We start from the raw sequence: 17,219 nt of genomic DNA on the forward strand, positions 1-17,219 counted from the left end.
CGTTTTGTTGCGAATTTTTCCGGAATTTCAACAGAAGCGTCCGGATCAAGGTGTTACAAATTGCTATTGCCGGACGTCGCCTGAACGGTCGCCCCCGGTCCTGGCTCATGAACCCCCTGAAGGCCGGGCAGGAACTGGGCGGATGGTATCCGCTGCACCGGATCGCCCGCGTGAATTTGTCGCGTTTGGCGCCGTCTCCAGCTGGGTTGTTGTACTGATCAAACAGCGGCTTTCGATCCCGGTATTTTTTCCTCAGACCAGTGCGGCGCAGCATACGCAAGGTCTGTGCCATAATCATCTTCAGCTAAACACAAGGCACCACAAAAGGACACTCATGGACGACAACAAGGCAAAAGCGCTTACCGCCGCGCTGGCTCAGATCGAAAAGCAGTTTGGCAAAGGCTCCATCATGCGGCTGGGCGATGGCGAAGTCGTTTCCGACATCGAAGCCATCTCCACCGGTTCGCTGGGCCTCGACATTGCGCTGGGCATCGGCGGCCTGCCACGTGGCCGCGTCGTTGAAATCTACGGCCCGGAATCGTCCGGCAAGACCACGCTGACCCTGCAAGTCATCGCTGAACTGCAGAAGATGGGCGGCACCGCAGCCTTCATCGACGCCGAGCACGCGCTCGACGTGACCTATGCGCAGAAACTGGGTGTGAATGTTGGCGAACTGTTGATTTCTCAACCGGACACGGGCGAACAGGCGCTGGAAATTGCCGACATGCTGGTGCGCTCCGGTGGCGTCGACATGGTCGTCATCGACTCGGTTGCGGCGCTGACGCCAAAGGCCGAAATCGAAGGCGAAATGGGCGACCAGCTGCCCGGCCTGCAGGCGCGCCTGATGTCGCAGGCGCTGCGCAAGCTCACCGCCAACATCAAGCGCACGAATACCCTGGTCATCTTCATCAACCAGATCCGCATGAAGATCGGCGTCATGTTCGGCAGCCCGGAAACGACTACCGGCGGTAACGCGCTGAAGTTCTACGCCTCTGTGCGTCTCGACATCCGCCGCACCGGCACGATCAAGAAGAATGACGAAGTCATTGGCTCTGAAACCAAGGTCAAGGTCGTCAAGAACAAGGTTTCGCCACCGTTCAAGGAAGCGCACTTCGACATCCTGTACGGCGCAGGCATCTCGCGCGAAGGCGAAATCGTCGACATGGGCGTCGAACACAAATTCGTCGACAAGTCCGGCGCCTGGTATGCCTACAACGGCGAGAAGATTGGCCAGGGCAAGGACAACGCACGCGACTTCCTGCGTGAGCACCCGGAAATGGCACGCGAGATCGAGAACAAGATCCGCGATGCGGTGGGTGTGAAGACGATGCAGGCGATCGCCGAATAAAGCCTTTCCGAGCCCCGGCGCCGCAGTGAAAAAGCAGCCCGCTACTTCGCTCAAGTCCAAGGCGCTGCGGATGCTCGCGACTCGCGAACATTCGCGCGCCGAACTCAAGCGCAAGCTGAGCGCCAGGGCGGAAGAAGGTGATGATGTCGAGGCCGTGCTGGACCGCATGGCCGAGACAGGGCTTCAGTCAGACGAGCGTTTTGCCGAAAGTTATGTACGTTCCCGCGCCGGGCGCCTGGGGTCGAACCGCTTGCAGTACGAGCTGATCAAGCGCGGCGTGACGGCAGACGTGGCCGATACGGCACTGAGTGAAGTGCTGGAAGAAGATGAACTGACACGCGCACGTGGCGTGTGGTCAAAAAAATTCGGGCAGCCGCCCGAGGACAGGCAGGCGTGGGCGCGACAAGCGCGCTTCCTGCAATCGCGCGGCTTTTCAGCGGAAGTCATCCGCAAGTTGTTGAGAGATGGATTCGATGAGCCTGCTGAAGGTTGAAGGCGTACGCAAGCGCTACAAGTCGCGCACCGTGGTTAAGGATGTGTCCTTCCAGGTCGGTGGCGGCGAAGTGGTCGGCCTGCTTGGACCGAATGGCGCGGGCAAGACCACCACGTTCTACATGATCGTCGGCCTCGTCAAAGCCGATGGTGGGCGCATCCATCTCGACGATACCGAGTTGACCCATCTGCCGATGCATCGCCGGGCGCAGCTGGGGTTGTCCTACCTGCCGCAGGAGAACTCGGTCTTCCGCAAACTGACCGTGGCCGAGAACATCCGCGCCGTGCTCGAACTGCGGAAGCTGAAGACGGCCGAGCAGGAAAGCCAGCTCGATGAGTTGCTCGAAGAGCTCAACATCGGTCATCTGCGTGATGCCACTGCCATATCCCTGTCGGGTGGCGAACGCCGCCGTGTGGAGATTGCCCGCGCGCTGGCGACGCAGCCGAAGCTGATCCTGCTCGACGAGCCGTTTGCTGGTGTCGATCCGATTGCCGTGATCGACATCCAGAAGATCATTGGCTTCCTCAAGGCACGCGGCATTGGCGTACTGATTACCGACCACAACGTGCGCGAGACCCTCGGCATCTGTGACCATGCGTGGATTATTAACGCTGGCGAAGTGCTTGCCGGCGGCCGTCCGCAGGAAATTGTGCACAATGACCAGGTCCGGCAGATTTATCTCGGCGAACATTTCAGGCTATAGCCCGGCGCATAGATTCCCAGCATGAAACCATCGCTACAGCTACGCCTCTCTCAGCATCTGGCGCTCACGCCACAGTTACAGCAGTCCATCCGGTTGCTGCAACTTTCCACGCTCGAACTCAATTCCGAGATCGAGAAGATGCTGCTCGACAATCCGCTGCTTGAACGCGAGGGTGGTGACGACGAAGGCGGCGAGCCAGCGCCTGCCGTCGAACTGGCAGGCACGGAAACCGTGGCCGCCGAGACGGATTTCACTGCCGAACGCATCGCTTCCATGGACGAGGGCGATTTCGAGCCAGCAACGACGGTAGAGATGCCGGACACGATCACCGAGGCCTACGACAGCGTCTCCGATGACGATATCGGCGAGGCCGCTGAATGGCGCTCGGAGGCAGGCAGCGGCAGCAAGAGCAATGATGGCGACGATGATTCCGATTTTCAGGAATACCAGACGACCGCTACATCGCTGCGCGATCATCTCGACGGCCAGGTGGCGCTCATGCCGCTTTCCGATCGTGATCGCGCACTGGTACGCCTGATCATCGAAGCGCTCGAAGAAGATGGCTATCTCGCCCAGACGCTGGAAGAGTTGCTGCCGGTCATTCCCGAAGAATGGGAGATCGAGCTGGAGGAGCTGGTCACGGCGTTGCGCCATGTGCAGCACTTCGACCCGGTCGGTGTAGGTGCACGCAGTCTGCAGGAGTGCCTGCTGCTGCAACTCAAGGCCATGCCGAAAGCTGCGACGCGCGATCTGGCGTGCGGCATCGTCGAGCACTGCCTGGAGAATCTTGCCGCACGTGATTTCGTCAAGATCCGCCGCCGCCTCGGCTGCGACGATGACGGACTGAAGGCCGCACACGCCTTGATCCTGAGCCTCAACCCGCACCCCGGCTCGGCATTCACGCCGCTGGATGCGCGCTATATCGTGCCGGATGTGATCGTGCGCAAATATCGCGGTGCGTGGACGGCTAACCTGAATCCAGAAGCGATGCCGAAACTGCGGATCCATCGCGTGTACGCGGATATCCTGCACCAGAATCGCGGCATCAACGGCTCACTCTCGAATCAGCTGCAAGAGGCGAAATGGCTGATAAAGAACGTCCAGCAAAGATTTGACACGATCTTGCGCGTATCGCAGGCTATTGTTGAAAGACAGCGGCAGTTTTTCGATCACGGTGAGGTGGCCATGCGCCCCCTTACATTGCGTGAAATTGCCGAGGAGCTCGAACTGCACGAATCGACCGTGTCGCGTGTAACCACGCAGAAGTACATGGCGACCACCAAGGGGATCTTTGAACTTAAGTACTTTTTCGGCAGTCATGTGTCCACGGACACTGGCGGTGCCTGCTCCGCGACGGCGATTCGCGCGCTGATTCGTCAGATGGTGGCAGGTGAGGACGGCAAGAAACCGCTGTCCGACGCAAAGATTGCCGAAATGTTGGGCCAGCAGGGTATCGTCGTGGCGCGCAGAACAATTGCCAAATACCGCGAGTCACTCAATATCCCGCCGGTCAGTCAGCGCAAGTCGATCTAGGGTTAGTTCCTAAAAGGAGTGCTCCATGAATCTGAAAATCACCGGTCATCATCTCGAAGTGACGGACTCCATTCGCGAGTACGCCACCAGCAAGCTCGACAGGGTGATTCGTCACTTTGAACACGTGACAGCAGTCCACGTGATTCTTTCGGTGGCGAAGCTCAAGCAGAAAGCAGAAATCACGGTTCATGTACGCGGCAAAGACATTTTTGTAGAAAGCGAAGAAGCGGATCTGTATGCCGCCATCGATAGCATGATCGACAAGCTTGATCGACAGGTGGTCAAGCACAAGGAGAAACTGGCCGATCACACCCGTGACGCCATCAAGCATCAGCCGACGGCTGAACTCTGAGGCAAGCCGCGCGCTACCTCATCTGCAATACATGACCGCCCACGGCGCCCGGTTCATGCGGGTGCTGACCGGGCGGCAAGACGCCCCGAACCTTCATTTCTGCCGATCATGCGCGATCTCCGCACGCTTCTTGCGCAGATCCAGGGGAGTTCTCGCGCAGTTCTCGACTTCACGCCGAGTGTCAGGCATATAATTTGAGTCAACGTCGTTTCTGACATAAACGTTTAACACGGAGTGGGCGTTGCCGCCCGCCTCATTGTGTAATCCATGCCATTTAGCGCCGCTGCCGACATCATCGAATCGCCGTCGCCACAGAGGCTCAATCGCTTGCCTGCATGAATCTGATCTCGAAGATCCTTCCCACTGCCAACGTCCTCGTGGACTTCCAGGCCACCGCCAAGACCACGGTATTTGAAACCGCTGGTGTGGTGTTCGAGCGCCAGGCAGGCATGTCCAGCAAGCTCGTGACCGATGCTCTGACCCAGCGCGAAAAACTTTGCTCGACCGGGCTCGGACAGGGCGTTGCCATTCCGCATGGGCGTATCAAGGGCCTGAAGGCGCCGTTGGGGGCATTCGTGCGCATGGCGCAGCCCATTCCCTTCGACGCGCCTGACGGTAAGCCTGTCAGCTTGATTTTCATCATGCTGGTGCCGGAACAGGCCAACGAGAGTCATTTGCAACTCCTCTCTGAACTTGCGCAGATGTTCAGCGACCGTGAATTCCGTGATGCGCTGAGCGCCGCCAGCGATGCGCATGCCCTGCACAGTCTCTTTGCCGAATGGAACCCGAATGCGGCGAACCAGCGTCGCCCAGCTGTTTGAGGCCAACCGGGCAGGCCTGCGCCTTCGTCATATAGGCGGTCGCCTCGACACGCACATCACCGTTCATGACAATCGGGTATGGGCCGCAGATCTCGTTGGCCACCTGAACATGATTCACCCTACGCGTCTGCAGGTCATCGGCGAGACCGAGTTCGCCTGGGCGCGCCGTCAGGCACGCGACAAGCTCGAACACCATCTGCTCGCCATTCTCGCGGCACCACCGCCCGGCATCATCGTGGCTGACGACTGCGAAGTGCCCGACATCATCCGCCGCAACTGCGAGGACGTTGGCGTGCCGGTACTGGCTTCGCCGCTGGAGTCCGCCCGCGTCATCGACGCTCTGCGCTCCTACCTTGCACGCAAGCTGGCCGAGCGGGTCTCGCTGCATGGCGTATTCATGGACGTGTTGGGTCTTGGCGTGCTGGTGACTGGCGACTCGGGCGCGGGAAAATCGGAACTGGCGCTGGAGTTGATTTCACGCGGCCATGGTCTGGTTGCAGATGACGTGGTGGAGATTTCGCGCATTGCCGCTGGCGTGCTTGAAGGCCGCTGCCCGGAAATGCTCAAGGATTTCCTCGAGGTGCGTGGTCTCGGCATCCTCAACATCCGCACGATCTTTGGCGAGACAGCTTGTCGCCGCAAGATGCGTCTGCGTCTGATCGTACATCTGCAGCGTCGCACGCCGGGCCATGACGAGCCCTTGCGCCTGACCCTGGAAGACGAAGAGCAGGATGTGCTGGGAGTGGGTATTCGCCGCATTGTGCTGCCCGTGGCGGCAGGCCGCAATCTTGCCGTGCTGCTCGAGGCGGCTGTGCGCAACGCGATCCTGCAGCTGCGTGGCATCGATTCAGCGCAGGAGTTTGTCGATCGCCAGCGCCATGCGCTTGATAGCGAAGATCCTTTCGAGCATTGACAGTCGACCACAGCAAATGAAAAGGGCGCCGCGGCGCCCTTTTCATTTATTGGTAACGGAGCAGCGCTTATTGGCGCTCGCCGATGTCGAACACCATCGGCTCGCAGCCTGCTTCGAGTGGCGAGTAGCCGAAGCCGATACGACCGTGCGGTGGCAATTCACATTCGCCGCGCTTGAGCAGGACTTCAACGCCGTGCTCGTCGACGAGGTAGGTGCCATTGGTACTGCTGTCGATGAGCACGAAGTGACCGTGACGCCATTCGATGCGCGCATGCTGGCGTGAGGCACGGCGATCGGTGACGACCAGATCGTTGGCCTCTTCACGTCCGGCAAGCAACACAGGTTTGTGTTCGGACACCAGCATGCTGGCGCCGTGATAGCGCAGCAGCAGACGGGTGCGTGCGACCTCGCCTTCCGGCGCGGCGCTGGGCACCGGACGTGGTCGCGACGACGGCATGATGGAAGGTTGCGGCGGCGGCACGGTCAGCGGGCCGAGCGAGCTGAGTGCTTGCAGGTTGCCAGGTTGCAATTCCTGCAAGGGCATTTCGAGACCGCCGGTGGTCACCGACATCTGCGCAGAGGTATTCAGATTGGCGCGCATGCCTTCGGAAAAATGCGACACGGCATCGTTCGAAACGAGGATCTGGCCGGCTGCGGCGAAGGGCAGCAGGCCGAGCGCCATATCTGTATCGGCCGGATTGAGCTTCGCGCCAGCCCCGGCATGCAGCACCACACGTACGGCGAGATTGATGCCGGACACGGGTGGCAGCTGCGAGATGCGCTTGATCATATCGTTCGCTGCCAGCGCCGCGCTGTCGCTGCGCGGGAACGAAGCGATCATGTGCCCTGGCTCTGCAGGCAGGAGACTGCCGGCATAGGCTTGTATCGAGCGTTCGGCACGCGCCAGGGCGCGATCTACTGCGCGGGCAGCTTCAGCTGCACCGAGTTTCTCGGCCAGCGGCGCGGCGCCGGTGACTTCCGCCACCAATACACTCGTTTCACCAACCGCATCGCGCATCATTTTTCCCGGCTCCGTTGCCATTACTGCGCCCCCCATGTCATCCAGCGGACAGGGCTTTCATTCATGCCCGGGCTGGTCGGGAGATCTGGCTCATCGAACACGAGATCACCTTCCGCAAGCGGCGCGTCACGTTCCAATGTCTTGAAGTCATAAAGCATGCCATCGGCCAGATGGCTTGGCACTACGTTCTGAAGGGCAGTGGCGATGGACTCGATGCGGCCGGGATAGAGGCGGTCCCAGTCGCGCAACATGGCCTTGATCTGCTTGCGCTGCGCATTTTCCTGCGAGCCACACAGGTTGCAGGGAATGATCGGGTAGTTCATGGCGCGCGCGAATTTTGCGAGATCGGCTTCAGAGCAGTACGCCAGCGGGCGAATCACGATGTGCTGGCCGTTGTCGCTGACCAGCTTCGGCGGCATGGCCTTGATCTTGCCGCCGAAGAACATGTTGAGGAACATGGTCTCGATCAGGTCTTCGCGATGATGACCGAGCGCGATCTTGGTCGCACCGAGCTCTTTGGCGACGCGGTAGATGATCGCGCGGCGCAGGCGAGAGCACAGCGAGCAAGTGGTTTTGCCCTCGGGGATTTTCTCTTTGACGATGGAGTAGGTGTCTTCAGTGGCGATGTGATATTCGACACCGACTGACTCAAAGTACCTGGGCAGCACGTCGGCGGGAAAGCCGGGCTGCTTCTGGTCTAGGTTCATCGCGATGAGGCGGAACTTTACTGGCGCGCGTTCACGCATGGCCATCAGCAGCGTAAGCAGCGAATAAGAATCCTTGCCACCTGAACAGCACACGAGGACGACGTCGCCCTCTTCGATCATGTTGAAGTCGGCAATGGCTTGACCAACCGAGCGCGTCAGGCGTTTTTTGAGGCGCTCAACGGTGCTTGAGAGCTCCGGTGCAGCGGCGGGTTGGTCGATGACAGTTTCCATGATTCACAGGCGGGCTAGCTTTTTTTGAATTATATGATTGGCGCAACGCACAAAGAGTCCTCCTTTGTGATCAATGATGGCCAACAGCCTCGAATTTGTCACGACATGGCCGAAAAGACCAGCTCGCGGATTTTAGTTGGTATCCCAGCGGACGGAAGGCGCAAATTGGGGGTCCAAACGTGCCCTTGTCCTCCCTTGCGCCGGATTTCCCCTGCAGCAGAATGTTCCCCCTTCGCAAGATTTGAACCTGCCTTGCCGGTCTGGGGCTCAGACCATTGACGGTGTGCGGCAAGCTGCGAGGTATTCGTCGCGCAGACGCCCGACCAGGGTCGCAACTTCCGGCGCGTCATGGATGGTGGCCACCCCGTGGCCCGCGCTCCATACATCACGCCAGGCCTTGGCCTCCTCCGCCAGATCCTTGAGTACCGCCTTGCCGATGCCCGCTTGCAGGGATTCGCGCGTATGTCCGGCAGCCGTCAGTGAGGGCAGCAGGAAATTGGCGTTGGCGCCGGAAATGACGTCGGTATAGACGATGTCCTGTGCTCGGGCTTCGACCAGCATCTGTTTGTAGGCCGGCTGAGCGCGTGCCTCGGCGGTCGCGATGAAGCGTGTGCCGAGATACGCGAGATCGGCACCCAGGACTTCTGCGGCACGGATGGCGTAGCCGTCGGAGATTGCGCCGCCGAGAATCAGACAGCCGTCCCAGAATTCGCGGATCTCGCGCACCAGTGACATGGGGCTCTGCGTACCGGCATGTCCGCCCGCTCCCGCGGCGACGGCGATGATGCCGTCCACACCGGCAGCGATGGCCTTGCGCGCATGGTGGGCGTGGATCACGTCCGAGAACACCAGCCCACCGTACCCATGAACGGCCTCGACTACGGCACCAGGATGGCCGAGGCTGGTGATGACGAAGGGCACGCGGTGGCGTACGACGATGTCGAGATCCTCCTGCAGGCGTGGATTGCTGGCGTGCAGGATCAGGTTGATGCCGTACGGCGCAAAGCTGCCTTGCGCAGCCTGTGCTTCGCTGCGGGCGGTTTCGATCTGTGTCAGCCACTCATCGAGCTGGCTGGCAGGGCGCGCGTTGAGCGCGGGCAAGCTGCCGGCGACGCCGGCGCGACAGGTTGCAATGACAAGCTCAGGGCCGGACACGAGAAACATCGGTGCGGCGATCGCGGGCAGGCGTAGTGCGCTGCGAAAGCTTGTGGGCAGGGACATGACCAGCTCCAGTCTTGGCGGGCGCTCAGACTAGCACGCTGCGCCGAGCGGGGTCAGCGGCGATAACCCCATGAAAAAAGCGCCAGAACCGCTCGGGCAATGGCGCTCCGTGTTGCGTGTGTCAGGCCCTCAAGTACCGAGCGAGCCCTTGAGCATCTGCGACACCTGAACGCGCAGCGCATCCGCTTGCGAGCGGCCGTTGCGCGAACCTCGCAGGGCCCGATACCAGCGCGACATGGCTTGCCGCGCGGCTTCCTGATCCTGCACCTGTTCCAGATCGTTGATGACGCCAGCCGCCATTACGCCGAGGTTTTCCCGGGCACGCGCCATCATGAAGTTGCTGGCCGTCATCCAGTCATCCGTCAGGCCGCTGTCGGCGGCGGGGCGCACGGCATGTGATGTTGCTGTGTGAGGAGTGGCACTGATTTCGGCCAGGCCGCGCTCCACGAGTTCGTTGAGTTCGGCCATCACGTTCTGGCCGGGCAGCATGCTGACCAGCTCTCCGACTGTGCGCACGCCGTTCGCCAGCAGCAAGACACGTCGCATCGTGTAGGTCAGCCCTGCATCGCGTTGCGTAATGATTTCAGCGCCCAGCGAAGTCTTTTGCGGGATGAAGGCAGCGCTGGTACTTGGCACGGCTGCTGTGGTGGAAGTGGCGAGGTTGGCTTGCATGGCGATGCTCTCCGGAGACAGGAACGACAGCGGGTAATGCGACAAACGTGGGTGGCCGGTAAAAACAGCTGCCACCGGAATAGTTGTGTTCTTCTAAATTTGCGTCATGAAGCGGCATCTGTTGAATCAATGATTCTGATGCGACGTAACAAGAAAACGGAGATCCGCAGACAGATAAAGCGCGGTTGATGAATTTGATGAGTTTTGTGCCACGCAAGCCAAAAAACAGCTTATGTCCACACGGGCGAGCCGTTCAGCGCCTACAAACGGACGGGGCCGATTCACCCTGCAGCAGAAGATCCCAATCGACGTCTCCGCAAATAACGTGCTCATGCCCGTTGATGCGAACATGCGCCGAGACCGTGACGCACGTATTGCCGCTGCTGATCGACACGTAGGGGCGTGTCACTTGCGGTTTGCCCGGGTGTTGCAGGGCGCGGCGGAAGTAGGGGCGGCGTGACCAGCGCGCACCGGGCATGACACCGAGTTCGCGCAGCACGCCCTGGCCGCGTTGCTCGCGTGCGCTGATATTGGTGCCGACCTGGCGCCCTTCCGCATCCAGCAGGTAAAAGCACTCCGCCGCAGGCTGGCTGAGGAAGCCACCTGCCGCGTTTTGCAGCGGCACGCCGCTCGAAAGCAGCACGCCGGCGTAGCCGATGGCGTTGAGGTAGGGCGCGATGCGTTGGTGATGCTGCGTTTCCTGTGCATGGATATGCTCTTCGTAACGGCTCCACAACGCGTCCAGCGCGGGCGCAACCGGCTGCGAATCCTGCAGGACATCGGGGGCCGGGCGGGCAAAAAACCAGCCCTGGCCGAAGTCGATGTCCGAGTCCATGGCGATCAGCGCCTGATCCAGCGTCTCGATGCCTTCCAGCAGGACCAGCGCACCCGTCTCGTGCAGCATGCTGACCAGGCGTGGCAACACGCGGCGCGCAGCGGCGTCGTGTTCGGTGCGCACGGCAAAGGAGCGATCGAGCTTCACGACATCGGGCTGGATGCGCCAGACACGGTCGAAATTGGAATGGCCCGCGCCAAAATCGTCGAGGGCCAGCCCGAGGCCCAGCGCACGCAGGGCAGCCGTGCCCTCTTCGAGGCGCACGCGATCGATGACGGCCTCCTCCACGACTTCGATGATGCAGCGATGGGCCGGCACGCCCGTACCAGCGACCATTGCGGCGACCATACGTGCGCTGTCGTCGGCGTCGAAACGGCCGAACAGTGCCGGGTGGAGGTTGAGGAACAGCCAGCCGCCAGCCGAGCGGGCATTCCAGGCGTGCATCAGCCGGCAGGCGCGATCGACCTGCGGCAACTCGCCGGTGGCGTCGACCAGCCGGAAGAAATCGGGCGGCGAAATGGTGGTGGCGCTATTGCCGGCAATACGCACCAGGCCTTCGTGACCGACCACACGACTGTGACTGAAACTGACGATGGGCTGGAACACGCTGCGGATGCTCAGGTCGCGCCAGCGCAGGCTCATGCGGTCGTTGTCGAGTTCGGCGCCGGGGGTGAAGTGCCTGAATTCAGGCGGGAGCCCGGCAAGGAAAGGACTGCTGTGGGACATCTGCTGGCAATAACGTGATCGGTGTAAACCCCATTACGGCCATTGGAACCGGAACATGAGCAGTCCCCCATGCGTCATTCGACGTAGAGCGCTTGCGCAAACGAGTTGCGCCCGCATCTGGCGTTGTTGCCCCGCTCGCGCCATTTGCCCTGGCTCTCCCTACGGGGCGAATCAAAAGTACAAAGCATTTCCTTGATGGCGAGACGGCTCCGGTAAAATCGCGCCTGGTCCGCACTCCGTGCGACCGGAATCCAGCAGGTCCGAATGCTCTCTCATCTCAATCCCCCGCAACGCGAAGCCGCGAAATACCTCGACGGCCCATGCCTGGTGCTGGCAGGTGCCGGCAGCGGCAAAACGGGCGTGATCACCCACAAGATTGCCTACATGGTGCGCGAATGCGGCATGGAGGCGCGCAACATCGCGGCCATCACCTTCACAAACAAGGCGGCGCGCGAGATGGAGGAGCGCGTCGGTAAGCTGCTCGAAGGCGGGTTAGCGAAGGGGCTGACGGTGTGCACCTTCCACGCTCTGGGCGTGCGCATCGTGCGCCAGGAGGCGAAGTTCGCCGGTCTCAAGCCGCAGTTCTCCATTCTCGACACCTCCGACATCATGCAGATCGTTGCGGAGATTGCAGGCACCAACGACAAGAGCGTGGTGAAAGGTGTGCAGTGGGCGATCTCGGCGTGGAAGAACGCGATGATCACGCCGAGCGAAGCCGTGAAACTGGCGGATGACGAGACCAAGGCGCTTGCTGCCTCGCTGTACCCGGCCTACGAGAAGACCTTGCGCGCCTATCAGGCCGTGGACTTCGATGACCTGATTGCCTTGCCCGTCAAACTGTTCGACGAACACGCCGAGGTGCTGGAGCGCTGGCAGAACAAGTTGCGCTACCTGCTCGTCGATGAATATCAGGATACGAATGGCGCGCAGTACAAGCTGCTGCGCCAGCTGACAGGCGTGCGCGGCGCGTTCACGGCGGTCGGTGACGACGATCAGGCGATCTACGCATGGCGCGGTGCTGACGTCGAAAACCTGCGCTCGTTGCAGACGGATTTCCCGAAGCTCAAGGTCATCAAGCTCGAGCAGAACTACCGCTCTTCGAATCGCATCCTGAATGCGGCCAACACGCTTATCGCAAACAACACCAAGCTGTTCGAGAAGAAGCTGTGGTCGGACCATGGCATGGGCGATGCCATCAGCATCGTCGCCGCGCCATCTGCCGAGCAGGAAGCGGAACTGGTGGCGATGAAGATCTCCAGCCATCGCTTCGAGAACCGAGGTAGTTATGGCGACTACGCCATCCTGTACCGCGGCAATCACCAGGCGCGTCTGTTCGAGCAGCAGCTGCGCAATCACAAAATTCCGTATGTCATATCCGGCGGGCAGAGTTTTTTCGACCGCGCCGAGATCAAGGACGTCATGAGCTATCTGCGCCTGATGCTCAATGGCGATGATGATCTGGCCTTCATCCGTGCCATCACCACGCCGCGTCGTGGCATTGGCGCGGCGACGCTGGAATCCCTCGGGACTTATGCTGCGCAACGTGGCAGCAGCCTGTTCACGGCACTGTTCGAGGAGGGCGCAACCGAACACGTCGTGGCACGCCAGCTCGAGGGCATGCGTGAGTTCGGCAACTTCATCAACAAGCTCGAATACCGCGCGCAACGCGAAAGTGCGGCCGTGGTGCTCGAAGACCTGCTGCGTGCGATTGGTTACGAGGCACACCTGTTCGAAACCTGCGAGCAGCGCGAGGCGGAGAGCAAGTGGAGCAATGTGCGCGATTTCGTCGACTGGCTCAGCCGCAAGGGCGAGGCCGACAGCAAGAATTTGCTGGAACTGGCGCAGACGGTAGCGCTGATTTCCATGCTCGACAAAGGCGAGGAAGGCCATGAGGCCGTGCAACTGGCGACCCTGCACGCGTCCAAGGGGCTGGAATTCCCGCACGTGTTCCTCGTCGGCGTCGAGGAGGGCTTGTTGCCGCACCAGAGCAGCATCGACGGCGACACCATCGAGGAAGAGCGGCGCCTGATGTACGTGGGGGTCACGCGGGCCCGGCGCACGCTCACCATCAGCTATTGCGAGCGTCGCAAATCGGGCAAGGAAATCCGCACCGTCGAACCCTCGCGCTTCATCGGCGAAATGGGCGACGGGCTCAAATACACCGGCGGCAAGAAGGCAGAACCCGTGTCGCAGCAGGACGCGCTGGCCAAACTGGCCAAGTTGCAGGCGATGTTCGGCACCAAACCGGCTTCGTGAAGTCCAGCCCGATCGGGTCTGCCGGCCGGGCCGATCATGCGGGTATTTATCACGCCATCAATTACTCCGATTTGAAATCCGGCCGGATCCTTCATAAGTTGAAGAATCCGTGCAACTTCAAGACGTCCACAGAGATGTCCCTATCCGGGTATCGCGAGGTCGATCATGGCAATCCAGAATACTTCTCCTGCGGCGCAGGGCGCCGACGACGATTTTTCCGAGCAATTCCAGCCAGCACCGCTGAGCTGGCTGCTGACCTGGTTGTTCCGGCCGCGCCATGCACAGGCCGTGAACGAGCAGGACGGGTTCGACGAACACATCAACGGACTTGCATGAAGCTGGTGCAGACCGGAGAAACACGGTCCCGCGGTTTGGACATATTGGTGCCCGCGGCAGTGTGTGATTCGCCAGCAACGCAGTCGGTACCGACCCCGATGGCCCACAGCGCTTCAAGGCGCCTGCGGGCGTTTTTGCGCAGCCTGACCGGATTCCGGTCGCGAGATGGCTGTGCGTTGTGGCGGCGCGCCACGACCACCCATGGCACTGACATTTTTCACAAAAGCGGTTGAACAGGTTCCCAGGCGCTAAACTTGCTCTGTCGAGTTTTTAGCCGGAGGAATTGTTAATGTCTTCACGCACGATTCAAGTCAGCCCATTTGATCTGGTTGTCTTCGGTGGAACCGGCGATCTGGCCGCACGCAAACTCTTGCCTGCGCTCTATCACCGCGATCTCGCGGGGCAGATTCCAGACGATGCACGCATTATCGGCGTGTCGCGGCGACCGCTGTCGCGCGAGCATTACAGTACTTTCGTGCGCGAGTCGCTCGATCAGTTCGTCAAGGCGGCGGACAAGAATCCTGCTGCGATAGACCGCTTCGTGGCGCGTACCGATTACCAGCCCGCCGACGCTGGTTCGGATGAGGGCTGGAGTGAGCTGGCTGCCTTGCTCGCGGCGGGCGCCGAGCGTGTGCGCGCCTTCTACTTCGCAGTTTCGCCTGACCTGTTTGCGCCGATTTCGCAGCGCATCCGCCAGTTCGGGCTGGTGACGCCGCAGAGCCGCGTGGTGCTCGAAAAGCCGCTCGGCAAGAACGAGGAAAGCGCCCGCGCGGTGAATGACGCGGTGGCCGAGGTTTTCAACGAAAGCCAGGTCTTCCGCATTGATCACTACCTCGGCAAGGAGACGGTGCAGAACCTGATGGCGCTGCGCTTTGCCAACCGCCTGTTCGAGCCGGTGTGGAACAGCACACATATCGATCACGTGCAGATCACTGTGGCCGAAGACATCGGCGTCGGCGATCGTGGCGGCTACTACGACACATCGGGCGCGATGCGCGACATGCTGCAGAACCACATCATGCAGCTGCTTTGTCTCACCGCCATGGAGCCGCCAGACGCTTTCGAGGCCGATGCCGTGCGCGACGAGAAGCTCAAAGTGCTCAAGGCGCTCAAGCGCATCGACGACCGCAATGCCGAGCAGATGACGGTGCGTGCCCAGTACCGTGCGGGCTCGGTGGGTGGCAAGTCGGCGGCGGGTTACCTTGAAGACCTGGGGCAGGATCAGAGCAAGACCGAAACCTTCGTGGCCATCCGCGCCGAGATCGCCAACTGGCGGTGGGCGGGCGTGCCGTTCTTCCTGCGCACGGGCAAGCGCCTGGCGCGGCGCACCTCCGAGATCGTCGTCAACTTCCGCCCGATCTCGCACAACATCTTCGACCAGACGGCAGGCCACGTCAGCCAGAACCGCCTGATCCTGCGCCTGCAGCCTGATGAAGGCGTGACGCTGGAGGTCACCATCAAGGATCCGGGGCCGGGCGGCATGCGCCTGCGCAGCATCCCGCTCGACATGAGCTTTGCCGAAACCTTCGGCGTGTCCAACCCGGATGCCTATGAGCGCCTGTTGATGGACGTGATTCGCGGCAACCAGACCCTGTTCATGCGGGCTGACGAAGTGGCGGCCGCCTGGCAGTGGGTGGACCCGATCCACGCAGCCTGGGCACATAACGATCAACGCATGCATACCTACCCGGCAGGCAGCTGGGGGCCATCGGCTTCGGTGGCTTTGATCGAACGCGATGGGCGTTCATGGTTCGAAGACGCGGAATAGACGCATCGCGTTTCCTGCGTTGGGGCGGTGTAACTGCCGCTCTACTGCTGGCGTTGACTGCCGGTGCCTACTACCTCGCGCTACACACCCTGGAGCGCGAGGTGATCAAGCTGCTCGGCGAGCGCAGCGAATACGGCAGCCTGCTGGTCAGCCTGCGGCACATTGTCATTACCGATCTGCAGATTCACGGCGACGCCGAGGCTGACGCAGTTGACGGCTGGCCAACGCCGGATGAATTGCGCGCGGCACGTGTGGAGGTGGAGCCGGATCTGCGCAGCCTCTTGTCCGACAATATCCTCATCAGGAAGCTGCGCTTCGAGCAGGCCTGGCTGCCCATCATGCGTGTCGATGGCCGCGTGCGTTTCCTGCCCGCTTTGCTGGAGTCTAGGCGTCGGGCGCGCGCAGCCAAGGGTGAGCCGGAAGGTCTGCCGCCGAAGAAGTATGTCCACATCGCACACGTCGAGCTGGTCGACACAGCAATCGATTACTACGATGCGACCGTAGCAAAAAAGCCCTACCTGGTGCCCTTGCGTCATATCGCGGGCAGCGTCGACAAGCTCAAGCTGCCGACGCTGGATGAGGAGGCGCTGATTGATCTTGAAGGCCAGGCATCGGCCAACGGAAATGTGGGCAAGGTGAGCCTGCAGGGGAGGCTCGTGCCGCACACGCGTGACTCCAGGCTCAAGCTGCAATTGCGGGGTGTGGACCTGCGCCTGCTCCAGCCCTATTTCATCAAGGCAACCCGTGCCCAAATCGAGGCCGGCACACTCGATATGGACATCACATCTACCGTGCGTGATCACACATTGCAGGCGCCGGGCTCAATGGTGTTGCATGGGCTGAAACTGGAGGGCGGGCTGGCGTCCGGCGGGCTGACCCGACGCCTCACACTGGCCATCCTGGCCGACAAGAATGACCGCATTGATCTGCAATTCACCCTGTCGGGCAAGCTGACTGACCCGAAGTTCTCCCTCAACGAAGAGCTGCATACACGGGTGGTCGCCGCCCTGGCGACATCGCTGGGTGTCAGCATCGAGAGCCTGGGTAAGGGGGCGCTCGATGTCGGCGAGGGCATCGGCAGCATGCTGCGCAGTGTCGTTGAATAGTCCTTGTTCTGCTTGCCGGCACAAAAAGGATGCTGGGCTGCTGTTTTCGCAACACAGGGCCGACGCTGATAGCCCAGTAGTCGGCGCTTGTCCGAAAACATTATTCCGTTACAAATACTAACTGGACAGCATGCCGTGTTGCGGTGCAATATCAGCACCCCGGATTATGGGTTTGGC

Annotated in this window: 16 protein-coding genes; 11 read left to right on the forward strand and 5 right to left on the reverse strand. The window is 61.0% G+C overall.

Features of this window, described 5'->3' with window-relative positions; all coding sequences use genetic code 11:
• Positions 1–334: 334 nt before the first annotated feature.
• The 7 genes from recA (at position 335) to hprK (ending at position 6,163) form a co-directional block, all read left to right on the forward strand.
• Positions 335–1,348, forward strand: a complete 1,014-nt coding sequence (gene recA / locus VVD49_RS05825) for a recombinase RecA (protein ID WP_327598192.1) — start codon at positions 335–337, stop codon at positions 1,346–1,348.
• A gap of 25 nt (positions 1,349–1,373) precedes the next feature.
• Positions 1,374–1,841: a recombination regulator RecX gene (gene recX, locus VVD49_RS05830; protein ID WP_327598193.1), complete on the forward strand. Its 468-nt coding sequence runs from the start codon at positions 1,374–1,376 to the stop codon at positions 1,839–1,841.
• Complete coding sequence (gene lptB / locus VVD49_RS05835; RefSeq protein WP_327598194.1) at positions 1,822–2,544, forward strand: LPS export ABC transporter ATP-binding protein; 723 nt, start codon at positions 1,822–1,824, stop codon at positions 2,542–2,544. The genes recX and lptB overlap by 20 nt, the downstream gene beginning before the upstream one ends.
• 21 nt (positions 2,545–2,565) lie before the next feature.
• Entirely contained in the window at positions 2,566–4,077 is a 1,512-nt protein-coding gene (locus VVD49_RS05840; protein ID WP_327598195.1) for an RNA polymerase factor sigma-54, read from the forward strand.
• Between the two features lie 25 nt (positions 4,078–4,102).
• On the forward strand, positions 4,103–4,429 hold the full coding sequence (hpf, locus tag VVD49_RS05845; RefSeq protein ID WP_327598196.1) for a ribosome hibernation-promoting factor, HPF/YfiA family: 327 nt from the start codon (positions 4,103–4,105) through the stop codon (positions 4,427–4,429).
• 335 nt (positions 4,430–4,764) lie between these two features.
• Positions 4,765–5,250 (forward strand): PTS sugar transporter subunit IIA, encoded by a 486-nt coding sequence (locus tag VVD49_RS05850; protein ID WP_327598197.1) that lies wholly within the window; start codon positions 4,765–4,767, stop codon positions 5,248–5,250.
• A complete protein-coding gene (gene hprK, locus VVD49_RS05855; protein ID WP_327598198.1) occupies positions 5,219–6,163 on the forward strand; it encodes an HPr(Ser) kinase/phosphatase in 945 nt (314 codons plus the stop codon). The genes VVD49_RS05850 and hprK overlap by 32 nt, the downstream gene beginning before the upstream one ends.
• A gap of 67 nt (positions 6,164–6,230) precedes the next feature.
• Here hprK and VVD49_RS05860 read toward each other — a convergent pair whose 3' ends face one another.
• From VVD49_RS05860 to VVD49_RS05880, 5 genes are all read right to left on the reverse strand, one after another.
• Positions 6,231–7,184: an FHA domain-containing protein gene (locus VVD49_RS05860; protein WP_327598199.1), complete on the reverse strand. Its 954-nt coding sequence runs from the start codon at positions 7,182–7,184 to the stop codon at positions 6,231–6,233.
• Positions 7,185–7,204: 20 nt separating this feature from the next.
• A complete protein-coding gene (ttcA, locus tag VVD49_RS05865; protein WP_327598200.1) occupies positions 7,205–8,122 on the reverse strand; it encodes a tRNA 2-thiocytidine(32) synthetase TtcA in 918 nt (305 codons plus the stop codon).
• Positions 8,123–8,389: 267 nt separating this feature from the next.
• Entirely contained in the window at positions 8,390–9,343 is a 954-nt protein-coding gene (locus tag VVD49_RS05870; protein ID WP_327598201.1) for an NAD(P)H-dependent flavin oxidoreductase, read from the reverse strand.
• A gap of 129 nt (positions 9,344–9,472) precedes the next feature.
• Complete coding sequence (locus VVD49_RS05875) at positions 9,473–10,090, reverse strand: hypothetical protein (protein ID WP_327598202.1); 618 nt, start codon at positions 10,088–10,090, stop codon at positions 9,473–9,475.
• Positions 10,091–10,268: 178 nt separating this feature from the next.
• Complete coding sequence (locus tag VVD49_RS05880; protein WP_327598203.1) at positions 10,269–11,576, reverse strand: sensor domain-containing phosphodiesterase; 1,308 nt, start codon at positions 11,574–11,576, stop codon at positions 10,269–10,271.
• Positions 11,577–11,840: 264 nt separating this feature from the next.
• Between VVD49_RS05880 and VVD49_RS05885 the strand changes: the two genes are divergently transcribed.
• From VVD49_RS05885 to VVD49_RS05900, 4 genes are all read left to right on the forward strand, one after another.
• On the forward strand, positions 11,841–13,832 hold the full coding sequence (locus VVD49_RS05885; protein ID WP_327598204.1) for a UvrD-helicase domain-containing protein: 1,992 nt from the start codon (positions 11,841–11,843) through the stop codon (positions 13,830–13,832).
• Positions 13,833–13,997: 165 nt separating this feature from the next.
• Positions 13,998–14,168 carry a hypothetical protein gene (locus VVD49_RS05890; RefSeq protein ID WP_327598205.1) on the forward strand — a complete coding sequence of 57 codons (171 nt, stop codon included), beginning with the start codon at positions 13,998–14,000 and terminating at the stop codon, positions 14,166–14,168.
• 289 nt (positions 14,169–14,457) lie between these two features.
• Positions 14,458–15,936 (forward strand): glucose-6-phosphate dehydrogenase, encoded by a 1,479-nt coding sequence (gene zwf / locus VVD49_RS05895; protein ID WP_327598206.1) that lies wholly within the window; start codon positions 14,458–14,460, stop codon positions 15,934–15,936.
• Positions 15,915–17,042, forward strand: a complete 1,128-nt coding sequence (locus tag VVD49_RS05900; RefSeq protein WP_327598207.1) for a DUF748 domain-containing protein — start codon at positions 15,915–15,917, stop codon at positions 17,040–17,042. Before zwf ends, VVD49_RS05900 begins: the two co-directional genes overlap by 22 nt.
• Positions 17,043–17,219 lie beyond the last annotated feature (177 nt).

The organism is Uliginosibacterium silvisoli (genome assembly GCF_036017035.1).
GTDB classification, from domain to species: domain Bacteria; phylum Pseudomonadota; class Gammaproteobacteria; order Burkholderiales; family Rhodocyclaceae; genus Viridibacterium; species Viridibacterium silvisoli.

What these genes read in the sequence shown, in the direction of transcription:
- hprK (WP_327598198.1), top strand. Translation starts at nt 5,219, where the DNA reads ATGCGGCGAACCAGCGTCGCCCAGCTGTTTGAGGCCAACCGGGCAGGC.
- VVD49_RS05860 (WP_327598199.1), bottom strand. Translation starts at nt 7,184, where the DNA reads ATGATGCGCGATGCGGTTGGTGAAACGAGTGTATTGGTGGCGGAAGTC.
- zwf (WP_327598206.1), top strand. Translation starts at nt 14,458, where the DNA reads ATGTCTTCACGCACGATTCAAGTCAGCCCATTTGATCTGGTTGTCTTC.
- VVD49_RS05885 (WP_327598204.1), top strand. Translation starts at nt 11,841, where the DNA reads ATGCTCTCTCATCTCAATCCCCCGCAACGCGAAGCCGCGAAATACCTC.
- VVD49_RS05880 (WP_327598203.1), bottom strand. Translation starts at nt 11,576, where the DNA reads ATGTCCCACAGCAGTCCTTTCCTTGCCGGGCTCCCGCCTGAATTCAGG.
- hpf (WP_327598196.1), top strand. Translation starts at nt 4,103, where the DNA reads ATGAATCTGAAAATCACCGGTCATCATCTCGAAGTGACGGACTCCATT.
- ttcA (WP_327598200.1), bottom strand. Translation starts at nt 8,122, where the DNA reads ATGGAAACTGTCATCGACCAACCCGCCGCTGCACCGGAGCTCTCAAGC.
- VVD49_RS05870 (WP_327598201.1), bottom strand. Translation starts at nt 9,343, where the DNA reads ATGTCCCTGCCCACAAGCTTTCGCAGCGCACTACGCCTGCCCGCGATC.
- VVD49_RS05890 (WP_327598205.1), top strand. Translation starts at nt 13,998, where the DNA reads ATGGCAATCCAGAATACTTCTCCTGCGGCGCAGGGCGCCGACGACGAT.
- VVD49_RS05900 (WP_327598207.1), top strand. Translation starts at nt 15,915, where the DNA reads ATGGTTCGAAGACGCGGAATAGACGCATCGCGTTTCCTGCGTTGGGGC.
- VVD49_RS05850 (WP_327598197.1), top strand. Translation starts at nt 4,765, where the DNA reads ATGAATCTGATCTCGAAGATCCTTCCCACTGCCAACGTCCTCGTGGAC.
- recA (WP_327598192.1), top strand. Translation starts at nt 335, where the DNA reads ATGGACGACAACAAGGCAAAAGCGCTTACCGCCGCGCTGGCTCAGATC.
- VVD49_RS05840 (WP_327598195.1), top strand. Translation starts at nt 2,566, where the DNA reads ATGAAACCATCGCTACAGCTACGCCTCTCTCAGCATCTGGCGCTCACG.
- lptB (WP_327598194.1), top strand. Translation starts at nt 1,822, where the DNA reads ATGAGCCTGCTGAAGGTTGAAGGCGTACGCAAGCGCTACAAGTCGCGC.